Annotated in this window: 20 protein-coding genes; 9 read left to right on the plus strand and 11 right to left on the minus strand. The window is 72.2% G+C overall.

Annotated features, from left to right (window positions below; all coding sequences use genetic code 11):
- Window positions 1-50: 50 nt before the first annotated feature.
- Complete coding sequence (locus tag IEY87_RS13515) at window positions 51-485, minus strand: MerR family transcriptional regulator (RefSeq protein WP_189138974.1); 435 nt, start codon at window positions 483-485, stop codon at window positions 51-53.
- A 56-nt stretch (window positions 486-541) separates the two neighbouring features.
- On the opposite strand from IEY87_RS13515, the gene IEY87_RS13520 reads away from it, so the two are divergent.
- A complete protein-coding gene (locus tag IEY87_RS13520; protein ID WP_189138975.1) occupies window positions 542-1,477 on the plus strand; it encodes an NmrA family NAD(P)-binding protein in 936 nt (311 codons plus the stop codon).
- A 7-nt stretch (window positions 1,478-1,484) separates the two neighbouring features.
- Here IEY87_RS13520 and IEY87_RS13525 read toward each other — a convergent pair whose 3' ends face one another.
- Window positions 1,485-1,907: a VOC family protein gene (locus IEY87_RS13525; RefSeq protein WP_189138976.1), complete on the minus strand. Its 423-nt coding sequence runs from the start codon at window positions 1,905-1,907 to the stop codon at window positions 1,485-1,487.
- Between the two features lie 85 nt (window positions 1,908-1,992).
- On the minus strand, window positions 1,993-3,654 hold the full coding sequence (locus tag IEY87_RS13530) for a pyruvate, phosphate dikinase (protein WP_189138977.1): 1,662 nt from the start codon (window positions 3,652-3,654) through the stop codon (window positions 1,993-1,995).
- Between the two features lie 77 nt (window positions 3,655-3,731).
- Here IEY87_RS13530 and IEY87_RS13535 point away from each other — a divergent pair, with 77 nt between their 5' ends.
- Complete coding sequence (locus tag IEY87_RS13535; RefSeq protein WP_225277361.1) at window positions 3,732-4,298, plus strand: transcriptional regulator; 567 nt, start codon at window positions 3,732-3,734, stop codon at window positions 4,296-4,298.
- A 139-nt stretch (window positions 4,299-4,437) separates the two neighbouring features.
- Here IEY87_RS13535 and IEY87_RS13540 read toward each other — a convergent pair whose 3' ends face one another.
- The 5 genes from IEY87_RS13540 to IEY87_RS13560 all read right to left on the minus strand — a co-directional run bounded on the left by IEY87_RS13540 (window position 4,438) and on the right by IEY87_RS13560 (window position 10,938).
- On the minus strand, window positions 4,438-5,499 hold the full coding sequence (locus IEY87_RS13540) for a TetR/AcrR family transcriptional regulator (protein WP_189138978.1): 1,062 nt from the start codon (window positions 5,497-5,499) through the stop codon (window positions 4,438-4,440).
- A 30-nt stretch (window positions 5,500-5,529) separates the two neighbouring features.
- Window positions 5,530-5,820 carry a hypothetical protein gene (locus IEY87_RS13545; protein WP_189138979.1) on the minus strand — a complete coding sequence of 97 codons (291 nt, stop codon included), beginning with the start codon at window positions 5,818-5,820 and terminating at the stop codon, window positions 5,530-5,532.
- Between the two features lie 188 nt (window positions 5,821-6,008).
- Complete coding sequence (locus tag IEY87_RS13550) at window positions 6,009-6,446, minus strand: hypothetical protein (RefSeq protein ID WP_189138980.1); 438 nt, start codon at window positions 6,444-6,446, stop codon at window positions 6,009-6,011.
- The gene (locus IEY87_RS46660; RefSeq protein ID WP_268241357.1) at window positions 6,443-10,243 is read right to left on the minus strand and encodes a DUF8744 domain-containing protein; all 3,801 of its coding nucleotides are present in this window, start codon (window positions 10,241-10,243) and stop codon (window positions 6,443-6,445) included. Before IEY87_RS46660 ends, IEY87_RS13550 begins: the two co-directional genes overlap by 4 nt.
- A 344-nt stretch (window positions 10,244-10,587) precedes the next feature.
- Complete coding sequence (locus IEY87_RS13560; protein WP_189138981.1) at window positions 10,588-10,938, minus strand: site-specific integrase; 351 nt, start codon at window positions 10,936-10,938, stop codon at window positions 10,588-10,590.
- Between the two features lie 212 nt (window positions 10,939-11,150).
- On the opposite strand from IEY87_RS13560, the gene IEY87_RS13565 reads away from it, so the two are divergent.
- A complete protein-coding gene (locus tag IEY87_RS13565; RefSeq protein WP_189138982.1) occupies window positions 11,151-11,591 on the plus strand; it encodes a pyridoxamine 5'-phosphate oxidase family protein in 441 nt (146 codons plus the stop codon).
- Window positions 11,592-11,638: 47 nt separating this feature from the next.
- Here the strand turns inward: IEY87_RS13565 and IEY87_RS13570 are convergent, their stop codons facing one another.
- The 3 genes from IEY87_RS13570 to IEY87_RS13580 all read right to left on the minus strand — a co-directional run bounded on the left by IEY87_RS13570 (window position 11,639) and on the right by IEY87_RS13580 (window position 14,631).
- Entirely contained in the window at window positions 11,639-13,051 is a 1,413-nt protein-coding gene (locus tag IEY87_RS13570; protein WP_189138983.1) for a nitronate monooxygenase, read from the minus strand.
- 5 nt (window positions 13,052-13,056) lie between these two features.
- Window positions 13,057-13,251, minus strand: coding sequence for a hypothetical protein (locus IEY87_RS13575; RefSeq protein WP_189139454.1), 195 nt, complete (start codon window positions 13,249-13,251; stop codon window positions 13,057-13,059).
- 114 nt (window positions 13,252-13,365) lie between these two features.
- Window positions 13,366-14,631, minus strand: a complete 1,266-nt coding sequence (locus tag IEY87_RS13580) for an MFS transporter (protein WP_189138984.1) — start codon at window positions 14,629-14,631, stop codon at window positions 13,366-13,368.
- 269 nt (window positions 14,632-14,900) lie between these two features.
- On the opposite strand from IEY87_RS13580, the gene IEY87_RS13585 reads away from it, so the two are divergent.
- From IEY87_RS13585 to IEY87_RS13610, 6 genes are all read left to right on the plus strand, one after another.
- Window positions 14,901-15,701, plus strand: a complete 801-nt coding sequence (locus IEY87_RS13585) for an IclR family transcriptional regulator domain-containing protein (protein WP_189138985.1) — start codon at window positions 14,901-14,903, stop codon at window positions 15,699-15,701.
- Window positions 15,702-15,785: 84 nt separating this feature from the next.
- Complete coding sequence (locus IEY87_RS13590) at window positions 15,786-16,976, plus strand: CaiB/BaiF CoA transferase family protein (protein ID WP_189138986.1); 1,191 nt, start codon at window positions 15,786-15,788, stop codon at window positions 16,974-16,976.
- Entirely contained in the window at window positions 16,973-17,779 is an 807-nt protein-coding gene (locus IEY87_RS13595; protein WP_189138987.1) for a citryl-CoA lyase, read from the plus strand. The genes IEY87_RS13590 and IEY87_RS13595 overlap by 4 nt, the downstream gene beginning before the upstream one ends.
- Window positions 17,780-17,803: 24 nt before the next feature.
- Window positions 17,804-18,667 carry a DODA-type extradiol aromatic ring-opening family dioxygenase gene (locus IEY87_RS13600; protein WP_189138988.1) on the plus strand — a complete coding sequence of 288 codons (864 nt, stop codon included), beginning with the start codon at window positions 17,804-17,806 and terminating at the stop codon, window positions 18,665-18,667.
- A complete protein-coding gene (locus IEY87_RS13605) occupies window positions 18,664-19,026 on the plus strand; it encodes a hypothetical protein (protein ID WP_189138989.1) in 363 nt (120 codons plus the stop codon). Before IEY87_RS13600 ends, IEY87_RS13605 begins: the two co-directional genes overlap by 4 nt.
- Window positions 19,023-20,063, plus strand: coding sequence for a quinone oxidoreductase family protein (locus IEY87_RS13610; RefSeq protein ID WP_225277360.1), 1,041 nt, complete (start codon window positions 19,023-19,025; stop codon window positions 20,061-20,063). Before IEY87_RS13605 ends, IEY87_RS13610 begins: the two co-directional genes overlap by 4 nt.
- The last annotated feature ends 146 nt before the right edge of the window (window positions 20,064-20,209 follow it).

Consider the following 20,209-nt stretch of genomic DNA (forward strand, 5'->3'; position numbering starts at 1 on the left):
CTCTTCACGAGCCGGTCCAGCGCAGCGTGGTGATACCAGCCGCGAAGGGCTCACCCAGGCTCTGCCGCTAACCCGGTGAGCCCCATGCGAAGGCCCACGTGTGGAAGCGGGTTTTCTTCCTGAAGGGTCACGCCGTCCCAACACGCGGCGGCCATCACCTCGTCAAGCAGGCGCAGCGACGCCTGACGCTCCTCGATCTCGCCGATCAGCCGTGCCCGCACCGTTTCCAGCTCCCCGGTCAACTCCCCGGACAGCACGACCCCTTCGGCGTCGCGGCACGCAGCGGGCAGCACCTCGGCGACTTTGGTGCTGGACAGGCCCGCCGCGTACAGCAGTTGGATGCAGCCGACCACGTCCACGGCGGCCTTTGTGTACTCGCGGTAGCCGTTGGCGGCCCGCGCCGGCACCAAGAGGCCCTGCTCCTCGTAATAGCGCAGCGCCCGCACGCTCACGCCGGTGCGCCGCGCCAGCTCACCGATGTGCATGCTCAGGATTCTAGGCGCTTGACCCTCACGCCGACGTGAGGCTTTACGTTTCCCCCATGACCCGCATCGCAGCCCAGCTGGCCGAACATGGAGGAGATATGGCACCGGCAACCGTTCTGGTCATGGGGGCCACCGGGGCGATCGGCTCCGCGCTTGTCGACATGCTCGTTCCCGATCATCAGGAGGGACGCCTGCGCCTGGTCGTCGCCACCCGCCGTCCGGATGCCGCGGCCTGGTTGCGGGAGCGTGCGGTCGAGGTGCGCCGTCTCGATCTGGACGAGGCGGAGACCGCCGGGCTGGAGGCGGTGCGGCCCGCGTTCGCGGGTGTCGACCGGGTGTTCCTGGTCACCGGATACGACGTGAGGATGCTGGCGCAGTCCAAGGCGGCCGTGGACGCGGCCAAGGCCGAAGGCGTCTCCCATCTGGTCCATGTCGGGGTGTCCGCCGCCGAGGACACCACCATCGTCCACTTCGCCTGGCATCAGCTCGTCGAGGCGTACATCGAACGCTCTGGGCTCGGCCACACGCACCTGCGCCCCGCTTCCTTCATGCAGAACCTGCGGTTGAGCGTCGGGGCGCCGGGCGTGCTCACGCACTTCGTCGGCGAAGCACGGCCGAACTGGGTGGACGTCTCCGACATCGCCGAGGTCGCGGCCACTGTGCTGCGCGATCCCGGACCGCACGATGGCCGGGCCTACGACCTGGCCGCCGAAGCCGCATCGCTGAGTGAGATCACCGAACTGCTGGGCAAGGTGACCGGACAGCCGTGGCGGTACGAGCCGGCAGAACCACCGGCGTTCTACGACAACATGGTCGCGGCAGGCGCTGACCCCGTTTACATGGCGTGCGTCCGCAACGTCTTCGAGCGTACGCGGAACGGCTCCCTGATCGAGCCGGACGGCGTTTTCGGCACGATCGAGGCGGTGGCGGGCCGCCCGGCGACGTCTTTGCGGGAATTCCTGGAGAGGAACCGGGAACTGTTCTCCGGATGACCAGCCGTCAAGAGCCGGGGATCCGGTCCATGGCGACGAGTTCGACCTCGAACCCGTCCATGTCCTCCAGATAGGCGGCGTAATGCCGTTCGCCACCGGCGTGCGGGTGGCGATCGGGGAACATCAGGGTCCAGCCGTGGGCGGGCGCCTGCTCGGCCAGAGCCTCGACCAGGGCGCGGCTTTCCACGTGGAAGGCCAGGTGGTTCACTCCAGGGCGGCAGCGGTCGTGCCGGTCGGTGCTGAGCGCGGAGGACTGTTCCAGGACCAGGTAGGTGGCCCCCAGCCGCCAACTGCGCCCTGCGCTCCAGTCCTGGAAGAGGGTGTATCCGAGCGCCTGCAGCAGCCACTGCCAGCTGATGACAGCGCGCTGAAGGTCAGGCACCCATACTTCGACGTGGTGCAGCGTTCCGGTGGTGATCTTGTCGTTCATGCCGGCGACCCCTTCTGGACGTTCGACGAGCTTGCCGCCGATGCAGGTGGTTCCCGCACGGACCAGGGCGGCCAGATGGGCACGTTCACGGCTCGCCGGCGTATCTGGGTGCGGCTTCGTCGGCCCAGGTGAGCAGGCGGCCCAGGTGGGGGTCGCTGGTGGCGGTGGTGGCGCGGTGGGCGCCGGCGGCGACCTCGCCACTGGTCCCGTCGATGGTGATGAGCGTGCCTTCCGCATACGTACGCGCCCCCATCCGTACGCGGCCCTCAGCGACGTCGACCGTGAGGTCGGTGACCCCGACGACGGCGGGTTTGCCCATCGCCCGCGCGACCACGGCGGCGTGGCTGGCCGGTCCGCCGCTCGCGGTGAGGACGCCGGCGGCGGCGGCCAGGCCGTGCATGTCGAGCGGGGAGGTGTGCGGGCGCACGAGGATGACCGGGCCGTCGGCGGCCATCCGGGCGGCCCTGTCGGCGGTGGTCGCGATGGCGCCTGTGGCGACGCCCGGGCAGGCGCCGAGCCCCCGGGTGAGGACGTCATCGGTCGCCAGCCGGGGTGTGCGAGCGTGCCGAAGATGATGCGGGGAGATCCTGAGCAGTGCCTCCTGGCGGCTGATGACGCCCTCGTCGGCCAGGTCGACCGCCACGCGGACGGCGGCGCGGCCGGCCAGGCCGGCGGGCCGCACCTGGAGGATCCACAGCTCGCCCGCTTCGAAGGTGAACTCCACGTAGCACGCGTCCCGGTAGTGCTCCTCGATCCGGTTCAGGGCTCGTACCAGGCCGGTCCACACATCCGGCTCGCGTCCGGCCAGGTCCGTCAGCGGCCGGGTGGACGACGTACCGGAGACGACCTCTTCGCCCTGGCCGCCGAACAGGACCTCACCGAAGGGAGCCTGCTCGCCGGTGTTCGGGTCGCGGCTGAAGGCGACGCCGGTGCCGCTGTGCCGGTCACGGTTGCCGAACACCATCGCCTGCACGGTGACGGCGGTGCCGAGGTCGTGCGGGATGTCGTGCAGCTCGCGGTAGGTCTTGGCACGCGGCGTGTCCCAGGACGCGAACACCGCCCGGACTGCCAGCTGCAACTGCCGTCCGGCGTCCTCCGGAACCGGCGCTCCCGCCCTTTCACGGATAAGAGCCTCAACGCCCGCAACGGCATCGGCCAGCCGCTCCGCGCCGGCGGCATCCCAGGCGTCAGTGGGATGCTCCGGGCCGGTGGCGTCGCGGGCCTGGGTGCCCGTAGGGACTTGGGTGTCTGCAGGGACTTGAGTGTCTGCAGGGACTTGAGTGTCTGTTGGCCGTCGCAGGGTCTCCGGGGCCAGGCCGAGGGCGGTGGAGGCGAAGCCGGTCAGGAATCGCAGGCGTGAGTCGAGCGCGAACCGCGGGTCGCCCGTCTCGGCTGCCAGTCCCTTCGTGGCCTCGGTGGTGAGGCCGAGGTTGAGGATCGTACTCAGCATGCCGGGCATCGACACGCTGCCACCCGAGCGGACCGACACCGTCAGGGGCCGTTCGGGGCCGCCGAGCCGCCGCCGGGTGACGGTTTCGAGCTCGGCGACGGCAGCCGCCAACTCGGCGTCGAGGCCGTCGGCGAGCCGCCCGTCGCGCAGGAAGGCGCGGCCCGCCCCGGTGCCGATGACGAACCCGGGCGGCACCGGCAGCCCCAGTCGCTTCAAGGCGATCAGTCCGTACGCTTTGCCGCCAAGAACGCGGGCGTTCTCCTCGACTTCCGCCGAAAGCGGGTGAATCCAGATCATCCGTGTACCCTGTCGCCGTGCCGAACTCGCCTCATTCGACGAGCATTGACTTGCTGGTCCTCCACACCCTCCGCTGCATGGGCTTCACCGCGCTGTCCCGGCTGGCGGAAACGGCCGGGCTCCCCGAGGCCGACGCGGAGTCCGAGCTGATCGATCTCGCGGTGGCCGGACTCGTCACACGGGTGCCCGGTGAATTCGGCGGGTGGGGGCTGACCGAGGCCGGCCGCGCCGCGGACGCCGAGCGGATCTCCGCCGAGCTGGACGCGGCCGGCGCCCGCGCGGCGGTGACGCAGGCGTTCGACGGCTTCCTGGTGCTCAACCCGGAGTTGCTCGATCTGTGTACGGCCTGGCAGCTGCGACCCGTCGACGGTGTCGCGACCATGAACGACCACACCGACGCGGCCTACGACGCCCGGGTCCTGGACCGGTTCGTGGAATTCGATCAGCGTGCCGACGTCGTCTGCACGGCGCTGTCGCGTGCGATGCCGCGATTCGGGCGGTATCGGACCCGGCTCACCGATGCGCTCACCCGCGCCAGGTCCGGTGAGCTGGACTACCTGACGGACGGCATGGCGTCCTATCACGCGGTGTGGTTCCAGCTTCATGAGGACCTACTCGTCACCTTGGGCATCCCACGCGGGTGACGGTCAGCGGACCTGCTCGTCACCTTGGGCATCCCACGCAAGTTACGGTCAGCGGACCTGCTCGCCACCCTGGGCATCCCACGCAAGTTACGGTCAGCGGACCTGCTCGCCACCCTGGGCATCCCACGCGGGTGACGGGTCACCGGTGTTCTGCCGTCGCCACGGCGTAGGCGGCGCCTCGGCCTCGGGCGCGGGCGACGATCTTGCCCGCTTGGACGCGTACCGCGGCCTCGGTGGAGTCGCCGGTGTCCAGGATTCCTGCGGCCGAGGCGACGGCGGAGCCGAGGACGAGGTGGGGGCCCTGCCAGGCGTCCGGCGCGAGCACGCCGCGCAGGCACCCGACGAGGTCGCCGATCCTGAGCCGGATGAGGCGCCCGATCTCGGCCGGATCGCTCGTCACCACGGCCACGGTGACCCGGTCGCCCGGACGGGCCGCGCGGACGGCCTCCTCGGCGGCTTCCAGCCGGCCGGCGCCGAGGACCGCGATCACGCCGTCGGCGTCGAATCCGACCTGGCGGCCGGTGATCTCGTCCGGCGACGACGCGGGCGGCTGCCAAGGCTCCTCGACGTCGTCCGCCAGAGGGACGAAGGGCAGGTGCGGCGGATCCCAGGTGTCGGCGAGGTCGAGGCCCGCCAGGTGCTCGCAGGCGCGTGCCACGTCGAAGGGGTCGACGAAGCCGGGCGCGGCGTCGGCCAGGTGGCCGGCTCCGTTCAGCAGGGTGAGGACCAGCTCGGCCAGCCGTACCCGGCGTCCCGTACGCGGTGCTCGTGATTCCAGGGCAAGCGCGAGCAGCAGCGCCTCCAGTCTGGTGACCTGCGCCAGCGCGGTGCGGCCCGGCTCGTCGTCGAAGACCCCGGCCAGTGAGCGCAGCCGCAGCTTCCCGCCGGCAGCGGTGTCACCGGTCAGCGGCAGCCGGTCGAGCCGGGCACGGGCGAACAGGCCCAGCGCCTCGGCGAGGCCGGGTGAGTACGGCGTCCCGGCGATGCCCGCCGGCTCGATCGAGTCGACCAGGACCGCCAGGTAGAGCGCGCGTTTGCTCGGGAAGTTGGAGTAGACCGCGCCACGGGTCAGCTCGGCCCGCTCCGCGATCCGGTCGATCTTGGCGTCGTTGTATCCGCGCTCGGCGAACTCCTGTTCGGCCGCGGCCAGCACGGCCGCTCGGGTACGTTCCTGCTGTTGCGCTCGGGTCAGCCTGACCATCACGCCCCCTTCACTCCCCCACTAAGATACTCACACCACTCCGATGCCGTGACCATCCCAGTGCAGGAGGAGACGCTCTACCGGGTCGCCGGCGACCTGCCGCGAACGCGGCTGCTGGTCCAAGCCATGCACGCCGAACATCTCACCCTGCGCGAACTGGCCGGCGACCTCGCCACCGCCGGCACGCAAGGGGAGATCATCGGCCCGGCCGCCGCGCTGAATGCCATCTTCCAGGCACATCTGGACAAGGAGAACGAGATCCTGCTGCCGGCGCTGATCGACGCCGGGGTCGATCTCGCGGCTCTTCTCGACGGGATGCACGAGATCCTCGGCGAGGCCGGCAGCGGCGAGCCCCAGGAAATGCAGCCGGCGGATCGGACGCCCCTGACGGCTCAGGTCGCCGGTAGGGCGGTGGCTGGTGACCTGAGCCGTCAGGTCGCCGGTAGTGCGATGGCCGGCGGCCCGAGTTGTCAGGTCGCCGGTAGGGCGATGGCCGGCGGCCCGAGTTGTCAGGTCGCTGGTAGGGCGGTGGCGAGCAGGATGATGCCGATCGAGCCGATCAGGGAGGCCACTGCCAGGGCACGGGCCGAGCGCCGGTGCCCTGCGCCGTTGGCCCAGCCGTGCAGGGCCGCGGCGACCATGACCGCGCAGAACAGCCCCAGCTTGGCGGCCAGGATCCGGCCGTAGCCGGGCTCGGCCAGCGACGCCCAGGTGACCCCCTTGTGCCAGGCGATGGCCACGCCCGTGGCGAGCTGCACGGGCAGGAACACGGCACCGGTGATCATCCCGAACCGGCGGCCGACCGCGGTCAGCATCCGGCCGCGCCGCTCGGCGTCCAACTGGTGGCGGGCCAGCGGCAGCACCACCAGGGAGACCGTGAGCTGCCCGCCGACCCACAGCGCCGCCGACAGCACGTGCAGGAATCGCACCACTGACCACCAGGTCACCGGGCCCCCACCTTGAACAGGCCGTGCGCGCCGCCCTCCGCCTGGCGCATCGTGTGGTCCACCACCGGGTACGTGCCCGCCTCCGGGAAGACCAGCTCGGCGAAGCCGCCCTGGGCCGGGGCCAGATCCAGCACCTGGGCGCCGCCGGGATCGCTCTCACGCAACTGGTACGCACCTTCTCTGTAGATCGTGTCGAACGGCGCCCCCACCACGTGCAGCGCCGTGCCGGAGCTGGGGCCGGCGGCCACGGCCCAGATCCGCACCCGCTCGCCGGCCTTCGCCGTCAGGGGCGCGTGATCGTACCCGGCGGCGGTGCCGTTGAACATCCAGCCGTCCGGGCGGCCCTCGCGGATCTTGGCCACCTGGGCGTCGCTGCCCAGCTCACCGAGGTGGAGCTCACCCTGCACCAGCAGGTACTCGCGGTCGACCTTCGGCAGGCGGGGCGGGTCGATGATCACCGCGCCGTACATGCCGTTCGCGATGTGCTGCGTCATCGGCATGGTGGAGCAGTGATAGAGCCACGCTCCGGCGAACTCGGCCCGGAAGCGGTAGGTGAGCCGCTCCCCCGGCGCGATGCTCCGCATCACGCCGTCGGGCGCGTTCGCCCCGGCGTGGAAGTCGATGCCGTGATCCATGCTGCCGCCGTTCACGAAGGTGACCGTGAAGACGTCGCCGACGCCGCCGCGCAGCACCGGCCCGGGCACAGTGCCGTTGTACGTCCACACGCGCTGACGCACGCCAGGGGCTACTTCGCGTACGACCTTGTCATCCACCCGGAGCTCGACGGCGTGCTCCGTTCCGCCGGGCGCGGGTTCGAGCGCCGCGTCGTACGGCGTCCAGCCCGGCGACATCGGCGCCGCCAGGTCAAGAGGTCGGCTGGCACCACTCATGCCAGTCGCACCCGTAGTGCCGGTCGTGCCGGTCTCGCCCGTAGTGCCGGTCGTGCCGGTCTCGCCCGCAGTGCCTGTCATGCCCGTCTCGCCCGTGCCCGTCGCGCTGTGCCCAGTGTGCCCGGGGTCGGCGGGGTGTGCCGTGGTGCCCGTCGGAACGATTCGCATGGTCATGCCAGCGGCGCGGTGCCCGGCGACGGTGCACCAGCCGTCCACCGCCTCGCCCAGGGGCCGCAAGGTCAGCGTGGCGCTCTGCCCGATCCCCAGCATGGGGGTGCGCTCGCCGGTGGCCAGCCGCAGGTCGTGCCGCTGGGCGTCGGCGTTGGTGACGCGCAGCGTCAGGACGGTACCGGCGGCGGCCTCGATCACCGAGGGCCGGATGCTCATCCCGGACAGCGTCACCTCGACCGTCTGCACGCCGGTGGCGGTGACCCGCGTCTGCGGCCCGGCCCCGCCGGTCGTCGCCACCACGACCGCGGCGGCCGTCAGCAGGCACCCGGCCGCCACCCCGGCCACTGCGGGCCAGGCCCGCCCGCGCCCCTCGCGGTCGCGGGCGGGCCGATCCGCGGCCGCCCCCGCCTTCGCCCCCTCGGCCACCCCCGCCTTCGCCGCCTCGGCGGCCCGCGCCCGTGTCAGCGCGATCACGGCCAGCATGATGAACGCGGCCCCGGCGGCCAGCACCAGCGCCCAGCCCAGCAGCCCGAGCGGCGTGGGCACCGGCAGCGCCAGCAGCGGGACGCCGAGGTTGAGCGCCGCCAGCCGGGCCGTCCAGCCGCGCTCCAGCAGCGCCGCGTTCTCCTTGAACCGGGCCGGGCCGCCGCCCAGCACCGCGGGCAGCAGGTGTAGCAGCGAGCCGAGCAGCACCTGGGCGATGAACCCGACTAGCACGAGCGGCAGCAGCGGCGCCAGGGCGGCGGCCACCTCCCCCGCCGGGCGGGTGGCGACGATCACCAGGTCGGCGACGAGGGCGATCTCGAACCAGACGACGGAGGCCCCAAGCATCCAGGCCGCCCCGGTGTGCGGGCGGCGCCGGCGGGCCGCCTCGGCCAGTGGCACCAGCGCGGTCAGGGTTCCGGCCGCGTACGCGACCAGCCCGGCGAGCGCGATCCACCGCCAGCCGGCCACCAGCCCGGCGACGGCCACGGCCAGGCCCGCCGCCACCAGCGGCAGCCCCGCCCGCGACGCCCGGCGGGTCCGCTCCGACATACGGGTACGCAGCACCGTCGGCCACAGCGTGAACAGGGTGCCCAGCACGGTCAGGCCGATCCAGCCGAGCAGGTTCACCTGGGCGTGCGCGGCGTGCAGCCGCTCGTGCGTCTCGCCGTGGCCCACCTGCGCCGCCAGCAGCCCGCCGAGGACGCCGCCGGCGGCCAGCGCCCCGGCCGCGCACACGTACCAGCCGATGACGTGCCCGAACCGGCCCGGCAGCGCGTGCCGTACCAGCGAGATCAGGGTGTGGGCGTGCCACAGCACGACTCCCACCGCCATGGTCGCCCCGGCGGCGGCGAGCTGCCAGGGGCCGGCCGCGACGCCGTACAGGATCGCGACCGTCGCGACGTTGAGCAGCGCGAGCCGCGTCAGGCTGCCGCGCCGGCCGGGCGTGCGCGCGCGGAGCAGCGCCACGGTGAAATGCTCGCTCCAGATGAGGATGGCGGTGGAGACCGCACCCAGCAGGAACACGTGGATGAGCAGCCAGCGCGGGGCGGGCAGTGCCTCCCCGGCGAGCGCCACCGCGACGGTCAGGCCCAGCCACGCGAGCACGATCGCGTTCGCCCGCAGGTGCCAGGACGCGCGCGGACGCGGCGGCGTGAGCGGCTGCGGGCCCTTCTGTATGCGTACCTCGAGGGGGTTCACCGCAGGTGCCTTCCTATCGTGACCGGCGCGCGAGCGCGCCACCGCGATCGCGCATCCGGCGAACAAGAGCAGAGCGAGTTCGGACAGCACGCCGCCCAGCGTGCGTACCGGGCCGATCGCGGTCAGGTCCCCGATGACGCGGGCCGCCACCGCCACGTGCAGCAACGCCAGCGGCGCGTACAGCACCGGCCGGTACGGCAGCCGCACGCGCAGCAGCGCGGGCAGGATCACCGGGGCGTGGCCGAAGACCATCGACATGACGAAGCCGAGGAACAGCGCGTGCAGGGCCGCGTCGTAGAGGTAGCCGCCGGTCGACAGGCCCGTGACGATCCACAGCGCCCCGGCCGTCGCCAGCCAGCCGTATCCGGCGAGCAGGCAGACGGCCGCGTACCGGGGCAATCCCGAGCCGCGGACCGTCCGGCGGGCCACGTCGTACCAGGCCAGCCAGGCTGCCACCGCGACCATCGCGGCCCCCGCCGTCCGCGCGCCCAGGCCCGGGTCCGCGAGGGAGAGCACCGCTGCGGCGCCGAGCAGCGCGGCCGCGCCCACCAGTCCGCCCCGGGCGCTGGTCCGCAGGAAGACGACGTGCGCCAGCTCCAGCCGTTCGGCGGCGATGGTCAGCACATGGAAGGCGGCGAACCAGACGATCAGCTCCGGGATCGGCCGTCCGGCCAGCCAGAGCAACCCGCCGGCGAACCAGGCCAGTCCCCCGGCCAGTTGCAGGGCCGTCTCGCAGCTCAGCCGCCGCCCCAGCAGCGCCACGTAGACGCCCACCAGCCAGCCGCCGGCGGCGGTCAGCGCGAGTTGGCCGGCCCGCTCGGCGCCGGCGGCCAGCGCGACGGCGCCCAGCCCGGACAGGGCGGGGGCGAGGTAGGCCCAGCGGTGGCGCAGCGCCACCGCGCGCTCCAGCGCGATCAGCGTGCCCAGGAAGCCCAGCGCCATCAGCGGCCCGTGCTGCTCGGTGAACGCCACCGGCGCGGGCACCTGGGCGATCAGCAGGGCCAGTCCTCCGGACAGGCCCGCGATCAGCGCGACGGCGACCCCGGCCAGCACGGCGAGCCTGCCGACCGCCAGACGCGCGCGAGCCCGCCCCGGCCCCGGTCTCGGTCCCGGCCTCGGCCTCGGCGGGGCAGGCGTGCGGGGCCGCGCTGACGTGGGTGGTGTGGACACTGCCTGGGGCGCTCTCTGCTGGTGGTCAGGTGAAGTGGTGCTCTCCGCTGGTGGTCAGGTAGAAGTGGTGCTCTCCGCTGGTGGTCAGGTAGAAGGGGTACTCCCCGCTGGTGGTCAGGTGGAGCGGACGTGCCTCACGCTAGACCCGGCCGGGTCGCGGCGACCGGGCCGAAGGTCACCTTCGCCGGGACTAAAGTCCTTCGCCCGGGGCGCCTGCCCGAGAGGGCTCAGCGAGGGCCGGTGGCCGGTACGGGGGTGCTCGGCTGACGGATCCCGGTGGCGCCCAGGCCGCGGCGGGTGTAGAGGTCGTCGATGGCGACCAGGACGCTGTTGATCGTCGCCGGACTGTAGCCGCGGTCGTGCAGGTGGCGGCGGTAGCGGTGGGCTGTCCGGACGGCGGCGGACGTGTCCGCCGGCACGCCGTCGCCGGACCCGGCGACCCAGGTGAGGAAGCCGCGAACGCGGTGAAAGTACGCGGTTCGGCTGGTGTCGGCCAGCGATGAGCAGGTCAGGTCGGCGGCGTAGGCCGACAGCATCGCCGCGCAGTCGGGCGTCATCCGGTCCTCTGTCACACTCATGAGCGACTCCTTGTTCCCCTCTCGACCTCTCGCAAGCCCAGCTCCCGAAAGCTCACCTCGCGCAAGCCGACCTCCCGAAAGCTCACCTCCCGCGAGCCACCATCCCGAAAGCTCACCTCGCGCACGCGCAAGCCCCCCTCCCGCACGACCACCTCTGGGAAAGAGGGGACTTTCGTCCCTGTCACGGACGCGCGGGCAACCGGGAGGATGGCATGGTGAAATCCAGCACGGCGGGCTTGCGGCAGCTCAAGAACCTGTCCGAGGAAGAGGCGCTGCGGCGCCTGGCTGGCGTGCCACTCGGCCGGATCGTCTTCACCCGCCAGGCCCTTCCGGCCGTCCGGCCGGTGAACCACATCGTCGTCGACGGGAACGTGATCATCCGCTCCAGCCAGGGGACCATCCTCAGCACCGAGGTGGCGCCGGCCGGAGCGGTCGTGGCCTTCGAGGCCGATGAGCTCGACGGGGCCGAGCGGCTGGGCTGGAGCGTGATCATCACGGGCATGGCGCGCCTGGTCACCGATCCGCGGGAGATCGAGCGTTTCCAGGCCCGCCTGCACCCCTGGGTGGCCGGGACGATGGACCAGGTCATCCGCATCCGTCCCGAGATCGTCACCGGCTTCGAGCTGGTCCCCGCGGCCAACGCCCCGGCCTGAGCGCACGCCCCGGACCAGCGGTCCGGAGGTCGTCGGCGGTCCGGAGGTCATCGGGCCACGTCCTTCAGGATGTGGCGCACGACGTCGGCGGCCGAGTGGTCCGCTGGCAGGCCGGCGAGGAAGCCGGTGTCCTGGCCAAGGGTGAGCAGCGCGGGTTCGTGATAGCCGTCGGCCCGGTGCTGGCCCAGGCCGATGGCCGCGACCAGGGCGTTGCACAGGCAGCGGCGGCCGTCGGCCTCCTCGGCCGGACGCCCCTTGCGCACATAGATGTCGACCGGCTCGGCGGGACAGCGGTAGCCGACCCCGCCCTCCTGCTTGATGTACGGCGTGCGCAGGTAGCCCAGGTCGCACAGGCGGGGCCGCTCGTCGTACACCAGGGTGTCGGACAGCGTGCCGGGCAGGCCGGCGACTTTGAACGGGAAGCCCGTCGGCGAGGCGAGCGGGTCGTTGCGCACCTCCAGTGTGCCGTCGGCGGCCCGCCGCAGCAGCCGCTGCCTCAGCTCGCCGTCGAGCCCGGACTCGCGGCACAGCGCGAACGCCGACCCCACCTGGACCCCGTTCGCCCCGGCGGCCAGTGCCCTGGCCGGCCCGCCGGGCGCGCCGTAGCCGCCGGCCAGCCAGAACGGCAGCTCGAGCGCCGCCACCTTGCCGGTGTCGACCTCGTCGCGCGGCCCGTAGACGGGCTCGCCGTCGGGGTCGAGCCGCATCCGGCCGCGTGGGGGCGCGCTGTGCCCGCCCGCGATCGGGCCTTCCAGGACGAATCCGTCCGGCCGGGTGTTCGCCGAGCGGGCCAGGTAGGCGGCCAGGACGTGCGAGGAGACGATCGCCAGCAGCCGGGGCCGCGCCAGCGGGGGCATGGAGCGGCCGAGGAGGGCGCGCGGGTCCAGGCCGACGGTGTGGACGGCGTCGCCGGCTCCGGCCACGGCGATCGTGACCTGCCCCGGCCGGTGCGCGGCGAGCTCGTCGAGCAGGTGCGGGATCTCCGCCGGGATGCCGGCGCCCATCAGCACGTAGTCGACACCGGCCAGCAGTGCGCCGTAGACGGCGGCGGGCGTGGCCATCTGGATCTTCTCCAGATAGTTGACGCCGACCGGGCCGTCGTGGCCCTGCTTGGCGAGGAAGACCTCGGCGAAGTTGGCGACCACGGTGAGCTCGTCACGGGCGCGGCTGGGCCGCAGCCCGAGCCGGGGCACCGGCCGGTAGGGCGTTCCGGGTTCGACGCCGCCGGGGATGAAGTAGCGGCCGAGCACCCGGTCGGCGATCGCGGCCACCGGGAAGCGGGCCAGCGCCTGCCGCAGGTGCCCGCCGGGGTCTCCCTCCTGCAGCCGCCGGGCCAGGGTGACGTCCAGCGCGGTCCCCGACACCACGCCGAGTTGGCCGGTGCGGGCCACGGCCCGCGCCAGCCGCCACCCGGATACGCCCACTCCCATGCCGCCCTGGATCAGGATCGGCTCGGACACCCGGTTCACCGGTCGTTCAGACCGAGCACATCGGGTACGGGACGGCGCGGCGGGCCGTACCCGAGCGTGCCGAGCATCTGGACGTGCCCGAACGGGCGGGCCGGATCGCCGCCGTGCCGGGCGGCGCTCAGGTCGAGTGACCGGCTGGGCGGGGAGGCGGGCTCGGTGGCGAACCGGCGGGTGATGAGTGCGGCGGACATGGCACAAGATTCCCGGCATGAGCCAGGGCGGCGGCAGGGACCAAAGTCCCTACAGCGACGTCCGATGGACCATCTCCGGCGTCGTCGGCGGACATGGTCCCGGTGCGCCGGGCGCTATTTCGCGGCTTGTCGCGGCAGCACCATCTTGGAGGTCTGCAGCAGGGCGACCGCGGCGATGCCGACGATGGGCAGGATGGTCAGCTGCCACAGGCCGGCGCCGTCCCAGCCGAGCAGTCCGACCAGCCGGGCGAACAGCAGTCCGGAGAAGGCGGCGGCGACGTAGTAGAAGAGGATGAACAAGCCGGCGCCGCGTCCGACGTGCTCAGGTCGTACGGCACGCTGCATAGCGGTGGCGCAGTTGGTGAACAGGAACCCGCTGCCGAAGGTGCCGACCAGGAAGGACAGCACGTACTGGGCCGACGGCGTGGTGGCGACCTGGTACATGAAGTAGGTGCTGACGGCGGTCGCGGCGAGGGCGAAGGCGAGCAGGCGCGGCTGGCTCATGCGGTCGCCCAGCCACCCGGCGGGCAGCGCCATCATCGCGCCGAAGCCGAAGAAGGAGACGGCCAGCGCGGCGTCACCGGGGGTGAAGCCGAGCGACTCGCGGAGGAACGTCGGGTAGAGCCCGAGGTAGCCGTAGACGACCAGGCCGGACACGGCGGACACGAGGCCCACGCCGAGGACGTTGCGGTTGTACGGCGAGGCGGGGACGTGGTCGTAGGAGACGGCGGCGCTCTCGCCGGTGCCGCCGGTCACGGCCTCGGTCAGCTTGCGCGACACGAACAGGGCGGTGAGCAGGCAGAGCAGCAGCCCGACCGAGGCGAACAGGAAGAAGGGGGCGCGCCAGGTGCCGAAGCCGCCGGCGAGGTTGGTGCCGAGGAGGGGGCCGAGGAAGACACCGGCGCCGAAGGCGACGCCGATCACACCCGCGGCGACCGAGCGGCGATGGAAGAAGAACGCTCCGACGACCGCGTACAGCGCGGTGGCCTGGACGCCTTCGCCCACGCCGGAGACGAGCCGGTAGACGCTCATGTCGGCGATGCCCACCGACAGCGGGATCGCCAGCGTGCCGAGGGAGTAGACCAGGACGCTGACCATGATGATGGCCTTGCGGGAGAGCCGGTCGGCCAGGTAGCCGGTGGGCAGTCCGGCCAGCGCGAGCCCCAGCGTGAAGCCCGTCGCCAGCCACCCCGACTCTGCGAGGGAGAACCCGAGCTCCTTGGAGATGTCGGGGAGCAGGGGGTAGAAGAGCTGCCGGTCCATGGCGTTGAGCATGTAGGTGGCGCACAGGACGGCGAAGCCGACGGCGATGGACACCTTGGTCAGTTGATCGGACCGGGCGGTGCTCTGCTCGGGTGGCTGTTGAGCGGTGCTGCTCATTGTGCTGCTCCATTCGGCGGGGGGACGCGCGCAAGGGGCCGCATGGTGGCGCTGGTTCGGACTTTGGTTCCGGACGTTCGTCCGCATCACGGTCGCTCACGGGTGGCCCTAGAATGATGTGACGAATGACACCTGTCAAGAGTCCGGGTTCACCGGGACCGATACAGGTCTGTGGTCCGGGTGTCCGAGTCGCGGACAGCGCAGGACCCATCCCCTAGAGTCGGCTGCACAGCCGTACCTGGAAATGCTCCTAAGGAGTAGTGATCGCCGTGGCCCGTCGAAGCAGCGACCCTGACTTCATCGAAGCGCTCGCCCGAGGCCTCGACGTGATCCGGGCCTTTCGCCCCAACCGGCCGGTGATGACGCTGTCCGAGGTGGCCACCGAAGCCGGCCTGGCCAGGCCCACGGCGCGGCGCATCCTGCTCACCCTGGAGGAGCTCGGCTACGCCCGCGCCGACGACAACGGGTTCGCGCTCACCCCGCGGATCATGGAGCTCGGGGTGGCGTACGTGCGGTCCATGGGACTGTGGGAGATCGCCCGGCCGCACATGGAGTGGCTTGTCGCGCGCACCCACCAGTCGTCCTCGATCGCCCAGCTGGACGGCTCCGACATCGTGTACGTCGCCCGCGTCGCGGTGCCCAAGATCGTGACGCTGCGGGTGGACATCGGCACCCGGTTCCCGGCCGCGGCCACCTCGCTGGGCAAGGTCCTGCTGGCCGCGCTGCACCCCGCCGAGCTGACGAAGGTGCTGGCCGAGCCCGGCCGCTCCGGCGTGCAGCCGAGCGCGAGCCCCTGCGAGGAGGAGCTGACGGCGGCGCTGCGCGAGGTGCGGGCCAAGGGCTGGGCGCTGACCGACCAGCAGCTCGCGCCCGCGATCCGCTCGGTGGCCGCGCCGCTGCGCGACGGGTCCGGCCGGACCATCGCGGCGCTCAACGTCAACGCCCACGCCGCGGAGACCTCGCTGGAGACCCTGGCCGAGGACTACCTCCCGCTGCTGCTGCAGGCCGCCGGCGCGATCAGTGCCGACTGGGCGCGGCACGAGTCGGTGCCGTACGTCACGGCGGGCTGAGCGACTTGACAGGAGAAAGCGGCACCTCGGAGACTGGGTCCAGCGGACAACCGTCCGCTTGACGGACGGAGAGGTTCTGAGCGGATGACCAAGCGCACCGACGAGCGACAAGGTCCCGCCGGGCCACTGGCCGGGCTGCTCGTGGCCGACTTCTCCCGCATCCTGGCCGGGCCGTACTGCACGATGCTGCTCGCCGACCTGGGCGCCGAGGTGATCAAGGTGGAGTCGCCCGGCGGCGACGACACCCGGACCTGGATGCCGCCCACCCGCGACGGCGTGTCGACCTACTACCTGGCCATCAACCGCAACAAGCGCTCGATCGCCCTGGACCTGCGCGACGAGGGCGACCTCGCCGCCGCGCGGGAGCTGGCCGCGCGGGCCGACGTGGTGGTGGAGAACTTCAAGCCCGGCGGGCTGCGCCGCTTCGGCCTGGACTACGACAGCGTCAGCGCGGGCAACCCGGCCGTCGTCTACGCCTCGATCAGCGGGTTCGGCTCCGGCAAAGGGGCCGCGATCCCCGGCTACGACCTGATGGTGCAGGCCATCTCGGGCCTGATGAGCCTGACCGGCGACCCCGAGGGGCCGCCCTACCGCGCCGGCATCTCGGTGTTCGACGTGATGACGGGGCTGCACGCCACGATCGGCATCCTCGCCGCGCTGCGGCACCGCGAGACCTCCGGTGACGGCCAGCACGTCGAGGTCAACCTGCTGTCCTCGGCACTGTCCGGGATGGTCAACCACGGCAGCGCCTACGTGGCCGGCGGCGAGGTGCCGTTCCGGATGGGCAACGCCCACCCCAGCCTGTTCCCGTACGAACCGCTGCCCACCGCGGACGGCGAGCTGATCATCACCGCCGGCAACGACGGCCAGTTCGCCAAGCTGTGCCAGGCGCTCGGCCTGCCCGAGCTGGTGGACGACCCCCGCTTCGCGCGCACCGAGGACCGCACCGCCAACCGGGAGGAGCTGCGGCCGCTGCTGGTGGAGCGGCTGCGCACCCGGCCCAAGATGGACTGGTTCCGCGAGCTGACCGCCGCCGGCGTGCCGGCCGGGCCGATCAACACCATCGACGGCGGCGTGGCCTTCGCCGAGGAGGTCGGCCTGGACCCCGTCGTCTCCGTCGGCGAGGGCGACCAGGCCATCCCCTCGGTGCGCAACCCGATCGGCTTCTCCGCCACCCCCGCTCGCTACGACCTGCCGCCGCCCTCGCTCGACGAGCACGGCGCGGAGATCCGTAAGTGGCTCGCGAGCACCGACCCGACCAGGAGCGACACGTGACCGACGGCGGCCCCACGCCTTCCTTCCCCACCTCGATCGGCACTTCCGACGAGACCACGATCCGGCTGCTCGGCCACGATCTGTCCCACGACCTCATCGGCAAGGTCGGCTTCGGCGAGCTGGCCTTCTGGCTCGTCGCGCAGCGCCGCCCGACGCCGTCACAGGTGCGGGTGTTCGAGGCGGTCCTGGTGGCGCTGGCCGACCACGGCTTCACCCCCACGGCCATCGCCGCCCGGCTCACCTATCTGAGCGCGCCCGAATCCCTGCAGGGCGCGATCGCCGCCGGGCTGCTCGGCGGCGGCTCGCGCTTCCTCGGCGTCACCGAGGACTGCGGCCGCTTCCTCGCCGACACCCTCGCCGGCCACCAGGGCGAGCCGCCCGGCACCGACGAGGAGTGGGACGAGCTAGCGCTGACCGCCGTGACCGCGGCCCGCGCCGCCAAGCGGTTCGTGCCCGGTCTGGGCCACCCGGTGCACAAGAGCGCCGACCCGCGCACCGCCGCGCTCATCGGCATCGCCGAGGAGGAGGGCCTGCGCGGCGCGCACCTGCGGCTGTTCGAGGCCATCGGGCGGGTCCATCCGCAGGTGCTCGGCCGCACGCTGCCGCTGAACGGCGCCGGGGTGTGCGGCGCCGCGCTCGCCGACCTCGGCCTGCCGGTCGAGCTGCTGCGCGGCTTCGCCCTGCTCGCCCGCACCGCGGGCCTGCTCGGGCACATCGCCGAGGAACGCACCCGGCCGATCGGGATGGACGTCTATCGGACGGTCGACCGTAACGCCACCTACCTCAGCCCCGAATCCGACTAGTCACCTACCCCCCAAGGAGCCGCCATGGCCACCATCACCGCGGTCATCGCCTCGACGCACCATCCGTTCTACTATCGGGCGAGCACCGCCCAGGGCGAGGACCGGCCACCCTTCGCCGACGAGTGGGTGCGCAAGGTCGAGGGGTTCCGCGAAACGCTGACCAGGGCCAACCCGGACGTGCTGGTCATGGTCGGCTCCGACCACTTCCACCAGCTGTGGCTGGACAACATGCCGCAGTTCCTGGTCGGCAAGGCGCCCTTCTACGACGCCAACTGGTACAACGAGGAGCGCGAGTTCGGCCTGCCCCGGATGCGGATGCGCGGCCAGGAGGACCTGTCCGCGCACATCCTGCGCGGCGGCCTGGACGCCGGCTTCGACCTGGCCTTCAGCAACGAGCTGCGCATCGATCACAGCGTGACCTGCCCGATCATCACGCTGCGCCCGCAGAACGACCTGCCGATCGTGCCCATCTACACCAACATCTTCGCCCCGCCGCTGCCGCAGCCGAAGCGGTTCGTGCAGCTCGGCAAGGCCATCCGGGAGCTGGTGGAGTCCTGGCCGTCGGACCTGCGGGTCGCCGTCATCGGCACCGGTCACCTGTCGCTCGAGCTGGGCGGGCCGCGCCAGTTCGGTCCGCACGGCCCGGATCCGGAGTTCGACGCCAGGGCCGTGGAGTGGATCGCGCAGGGCGACATCGAGGGCTGCCTGTCCGAGGTCACCCTGGACAGCCTGCACAGCCCCGGCAACGCCACCCATGGATTCATGGACTTCATGCTCATGATGGGCGTCGCGGGAGAGGGCAGGAAGGCCGACTACGTCGACACCCTCGACCTGTTCCACACCATGGAGGCCTACTTCACCTGGTACCCGAAGGGAGCGCCCGCATGAGCAAGTATCTGCTCAACAAGTTCCTCTACACCGTGGACCGTGACCCCGAGCTGGTCGAGCGCTATCGCGAGCAGCCGGTGGAGACCGTCGCCTGGTGGGAGCGCGAGCGCGCCAACGTGATCCTCAACGTGCCGGAGGCCGAGGCCAGCACCTGGCTGGCGTTCACCGACGGTGAGCGGGAGGCGCTGAGCACCCATGACTACAGCGCACTGTTCGAGCTGGGCGCCCATCCCTTCTTGACGCTGACGCTGTTCATCGCCATGTTCGAGCGCGACCATGACGAGCCGCTCGGGTTCCAGCTCGCGTACGCGGCCCGGCTCGCGCACTTCTCCCTGCCGTATCCGGACATCGCCACATGATGCGGGCCGCGACCATCCGTACGTGCGGCCAGCCGCCCACCGTCACCACGCGTGAGGCTCCGGAGCAGCCGGACGGCACCGCACTCGTCGGCGTGATCGCGGCCCCGATCACCCCGCTCGACGTGCTCTGCGCCACCGGCACCTCCTACTTCGGCACCCCGGCCCTGCCGTACGTGCCGGGTGTGCAGGGGGTCGGCGTGGTCGAGCGAGCCAGCACGAATCCCGGCAGCGTGGAGCGAGCCGGCACGAACTCCGGCGGCGTGGAGCGAGGCGCCACGATTCCCGGCGGGACCACCGTCTGGTTCAGTACGACGGCCGGGATGCGGACGGGCGACGGCAGCATGGCCGACTACTGCGTGGTGCCGGAGAGCGACCTCGTGCCGCTGCCGGACGGCGTCGAGGCGCCGCTCGTGGCCGCACTCGGCCTGTCGGCGATCGCCGCCTGGATGGCGCTGACCTGGCGGGGCGAACTGCGCGCCGGTGAGCAGGTCGTCATCCTCGGCGCGGGAGGCGTCGTCGGACAGGTCGCCCTGCAGGCGGCCCGCCTGCACGGCGCCCGGCGGGTGATCGCCGCCTGCCGTTCGCGTGCGGGCCGCGAACGCGCCTACGAGCTGGGCGCCGACGCCGTGGTCGACTTGTCGGGCGCCGACGACGTCGGCACGCTGGCCGTACGACTGCTCGAAGCCTGTGACGGGCCGGTGGACCTGGTGCTCGACACGCTGTTCGGGCTGCCGGCCGCGGCGGCGGCGCGCACGTTGCGGCCGCACGGACGCCTGGTCAACCTCGGCAGCTCGGCCGGTGAGACCGCGCCGTTCGACTCCGCCACGCTGCGCAGCCGCTCGCTGCGGGTGCTCGGCTACACCAACAACGAGCTGACCGCCGAGCAGAAACGGGACGCCCTGGTCGCGATCGTCGAGCATGCGGCGGCGGGCCGGTTGACCATCCCCTACGACACCGTGCCGCTGACGGACGTCGCCGCCGCCTGGGAACGGCAGGCCTCGGGGCGGGCGCCGCACCGCAGCGTGCTCACCACCTGAACGACGCAAGGGACCAGCTCGACCCACCGGCCCCGAGCGCAAGGGGACCGGCTGAACGGACAGGTGTCCGCCGACGGCCCCGCTTGGTCTTTTTTCTTGGCCGGATAGGGTTTCTACCTGGTATTTCGCTCCTCTGGCAGCCCTGG

The sequence above is a fragment of the Nonomuraea glycinis genome, assembly GCF_014646515.1.
GTDB lineage: Bacteria > Actinomycetota > Actinomycetes > Streptosporangiales > Streptosporangiaceae > Nonomuraea > Nonomuraea glycinis.

Excerpts from the sequence above, each read along its gene's own strand:
- IEY87_RS13560 (WP_189138981.1), bottom strand. The coding sequence starts at position 10,938 with ATGAGTGTGACAGAGGACCGGATGACGCCCGACTGCGCGGCGATGCTG.
- IEY87_RS13600 (WP_189138988.1), top strand. The coding sequence starts at position 17,804 with ATGGCCACCATCACCGCGGTCATCGCCTCGACGCACCATCCGTTCTAC.
- IEY87_RS13515 (WP_189138974.1), bottom strand. The coding sequence starts at position 485 with ATGCACATCGGTGAGCTGGCGCGGCGCACCGGCGTGAGCGTGCGGGCG.
- IEY87_RS13565 (WP_189138982.1), top strand. The coding sequence starts at position 11,151 with ATGGTGAAATCCAGCACGGCGGGCTTGCGGCAGCTCAAGAACCTGTCC.
- IEY87_RS13520 (WP_189138975.1), top strand. The coding sequence starts at position 542 with ATGACCCGCATCGCAGCCCAGCTGGCCGAACATGGAGGAGATATGGCA.
- IEY87_RS13580 (WP_189138984.1), bottom strand. The coding sequence starts at position 14,631 with ATGAGCAGCACCGCTCAACAGCCACCCGAGCAGAGCACCGCCCGGTCC.
- IEY87_RS13605 (WP_189138989.1), top strand. The coding sequence starts at position 18,664 with ATGAGCAAGTATCTGCTCAACAAGTTCCTCTACACCGTGGACCGTGAC.
- IEY87_RS13590 (WP_189138986.1), top strand. The coding sequence starts at position 15,786 with ATGACCAAGCGCACCGACGAGCGACAAGGTCCCGCCGGGCCACTGGCC.
- IEY87_RS13610 (WP_225277360.1), top strand. The coding sequence starts at position 19,023 with ATGATGCGGGCCGCGACCATCCGTACGTGCGGCCAGCCGCCCACCGTC.
- IEY87_RS13535 (WP_225277361.1), top strand. The coding sequence starts at position 3,732 with ATGGGCTTCACCGCGCTGTCCCGGCTGGCGGAAACGGCCGGGCTCCCC.
- IEY87_RS13525 (WP_189138976.1), bottom strand. The coding sequence starts at position 1,907 with ATGAACGACAAGATCACCACCGGAACGCTGCACCACGTCGAAGTATGG.
- IEY87_RS13540 (WP_189138978.1), bottom strand. The coding sequence starts at position 5,499 with ATGGTCAGGCTGACCCGAGCGCAACAGCAGGAACGTACCCGAGCGGCC.
- IEY87_RS13530 (WP_189138977.1), bottom strand. The coding sequence starts at position 3,654 with ATGATCTGGATTCACCCGCTTTCGGCGGAAGTCGAGGAGAACGCCCGC.
- IEY87_RS13575 (WP_189139454.1), bottom strand. The coding sequence starts at position 13,251 with ATGTCCGCCGCACTCATCACCCGCCGGTTCGCCACCGAGCCCGCCTCC.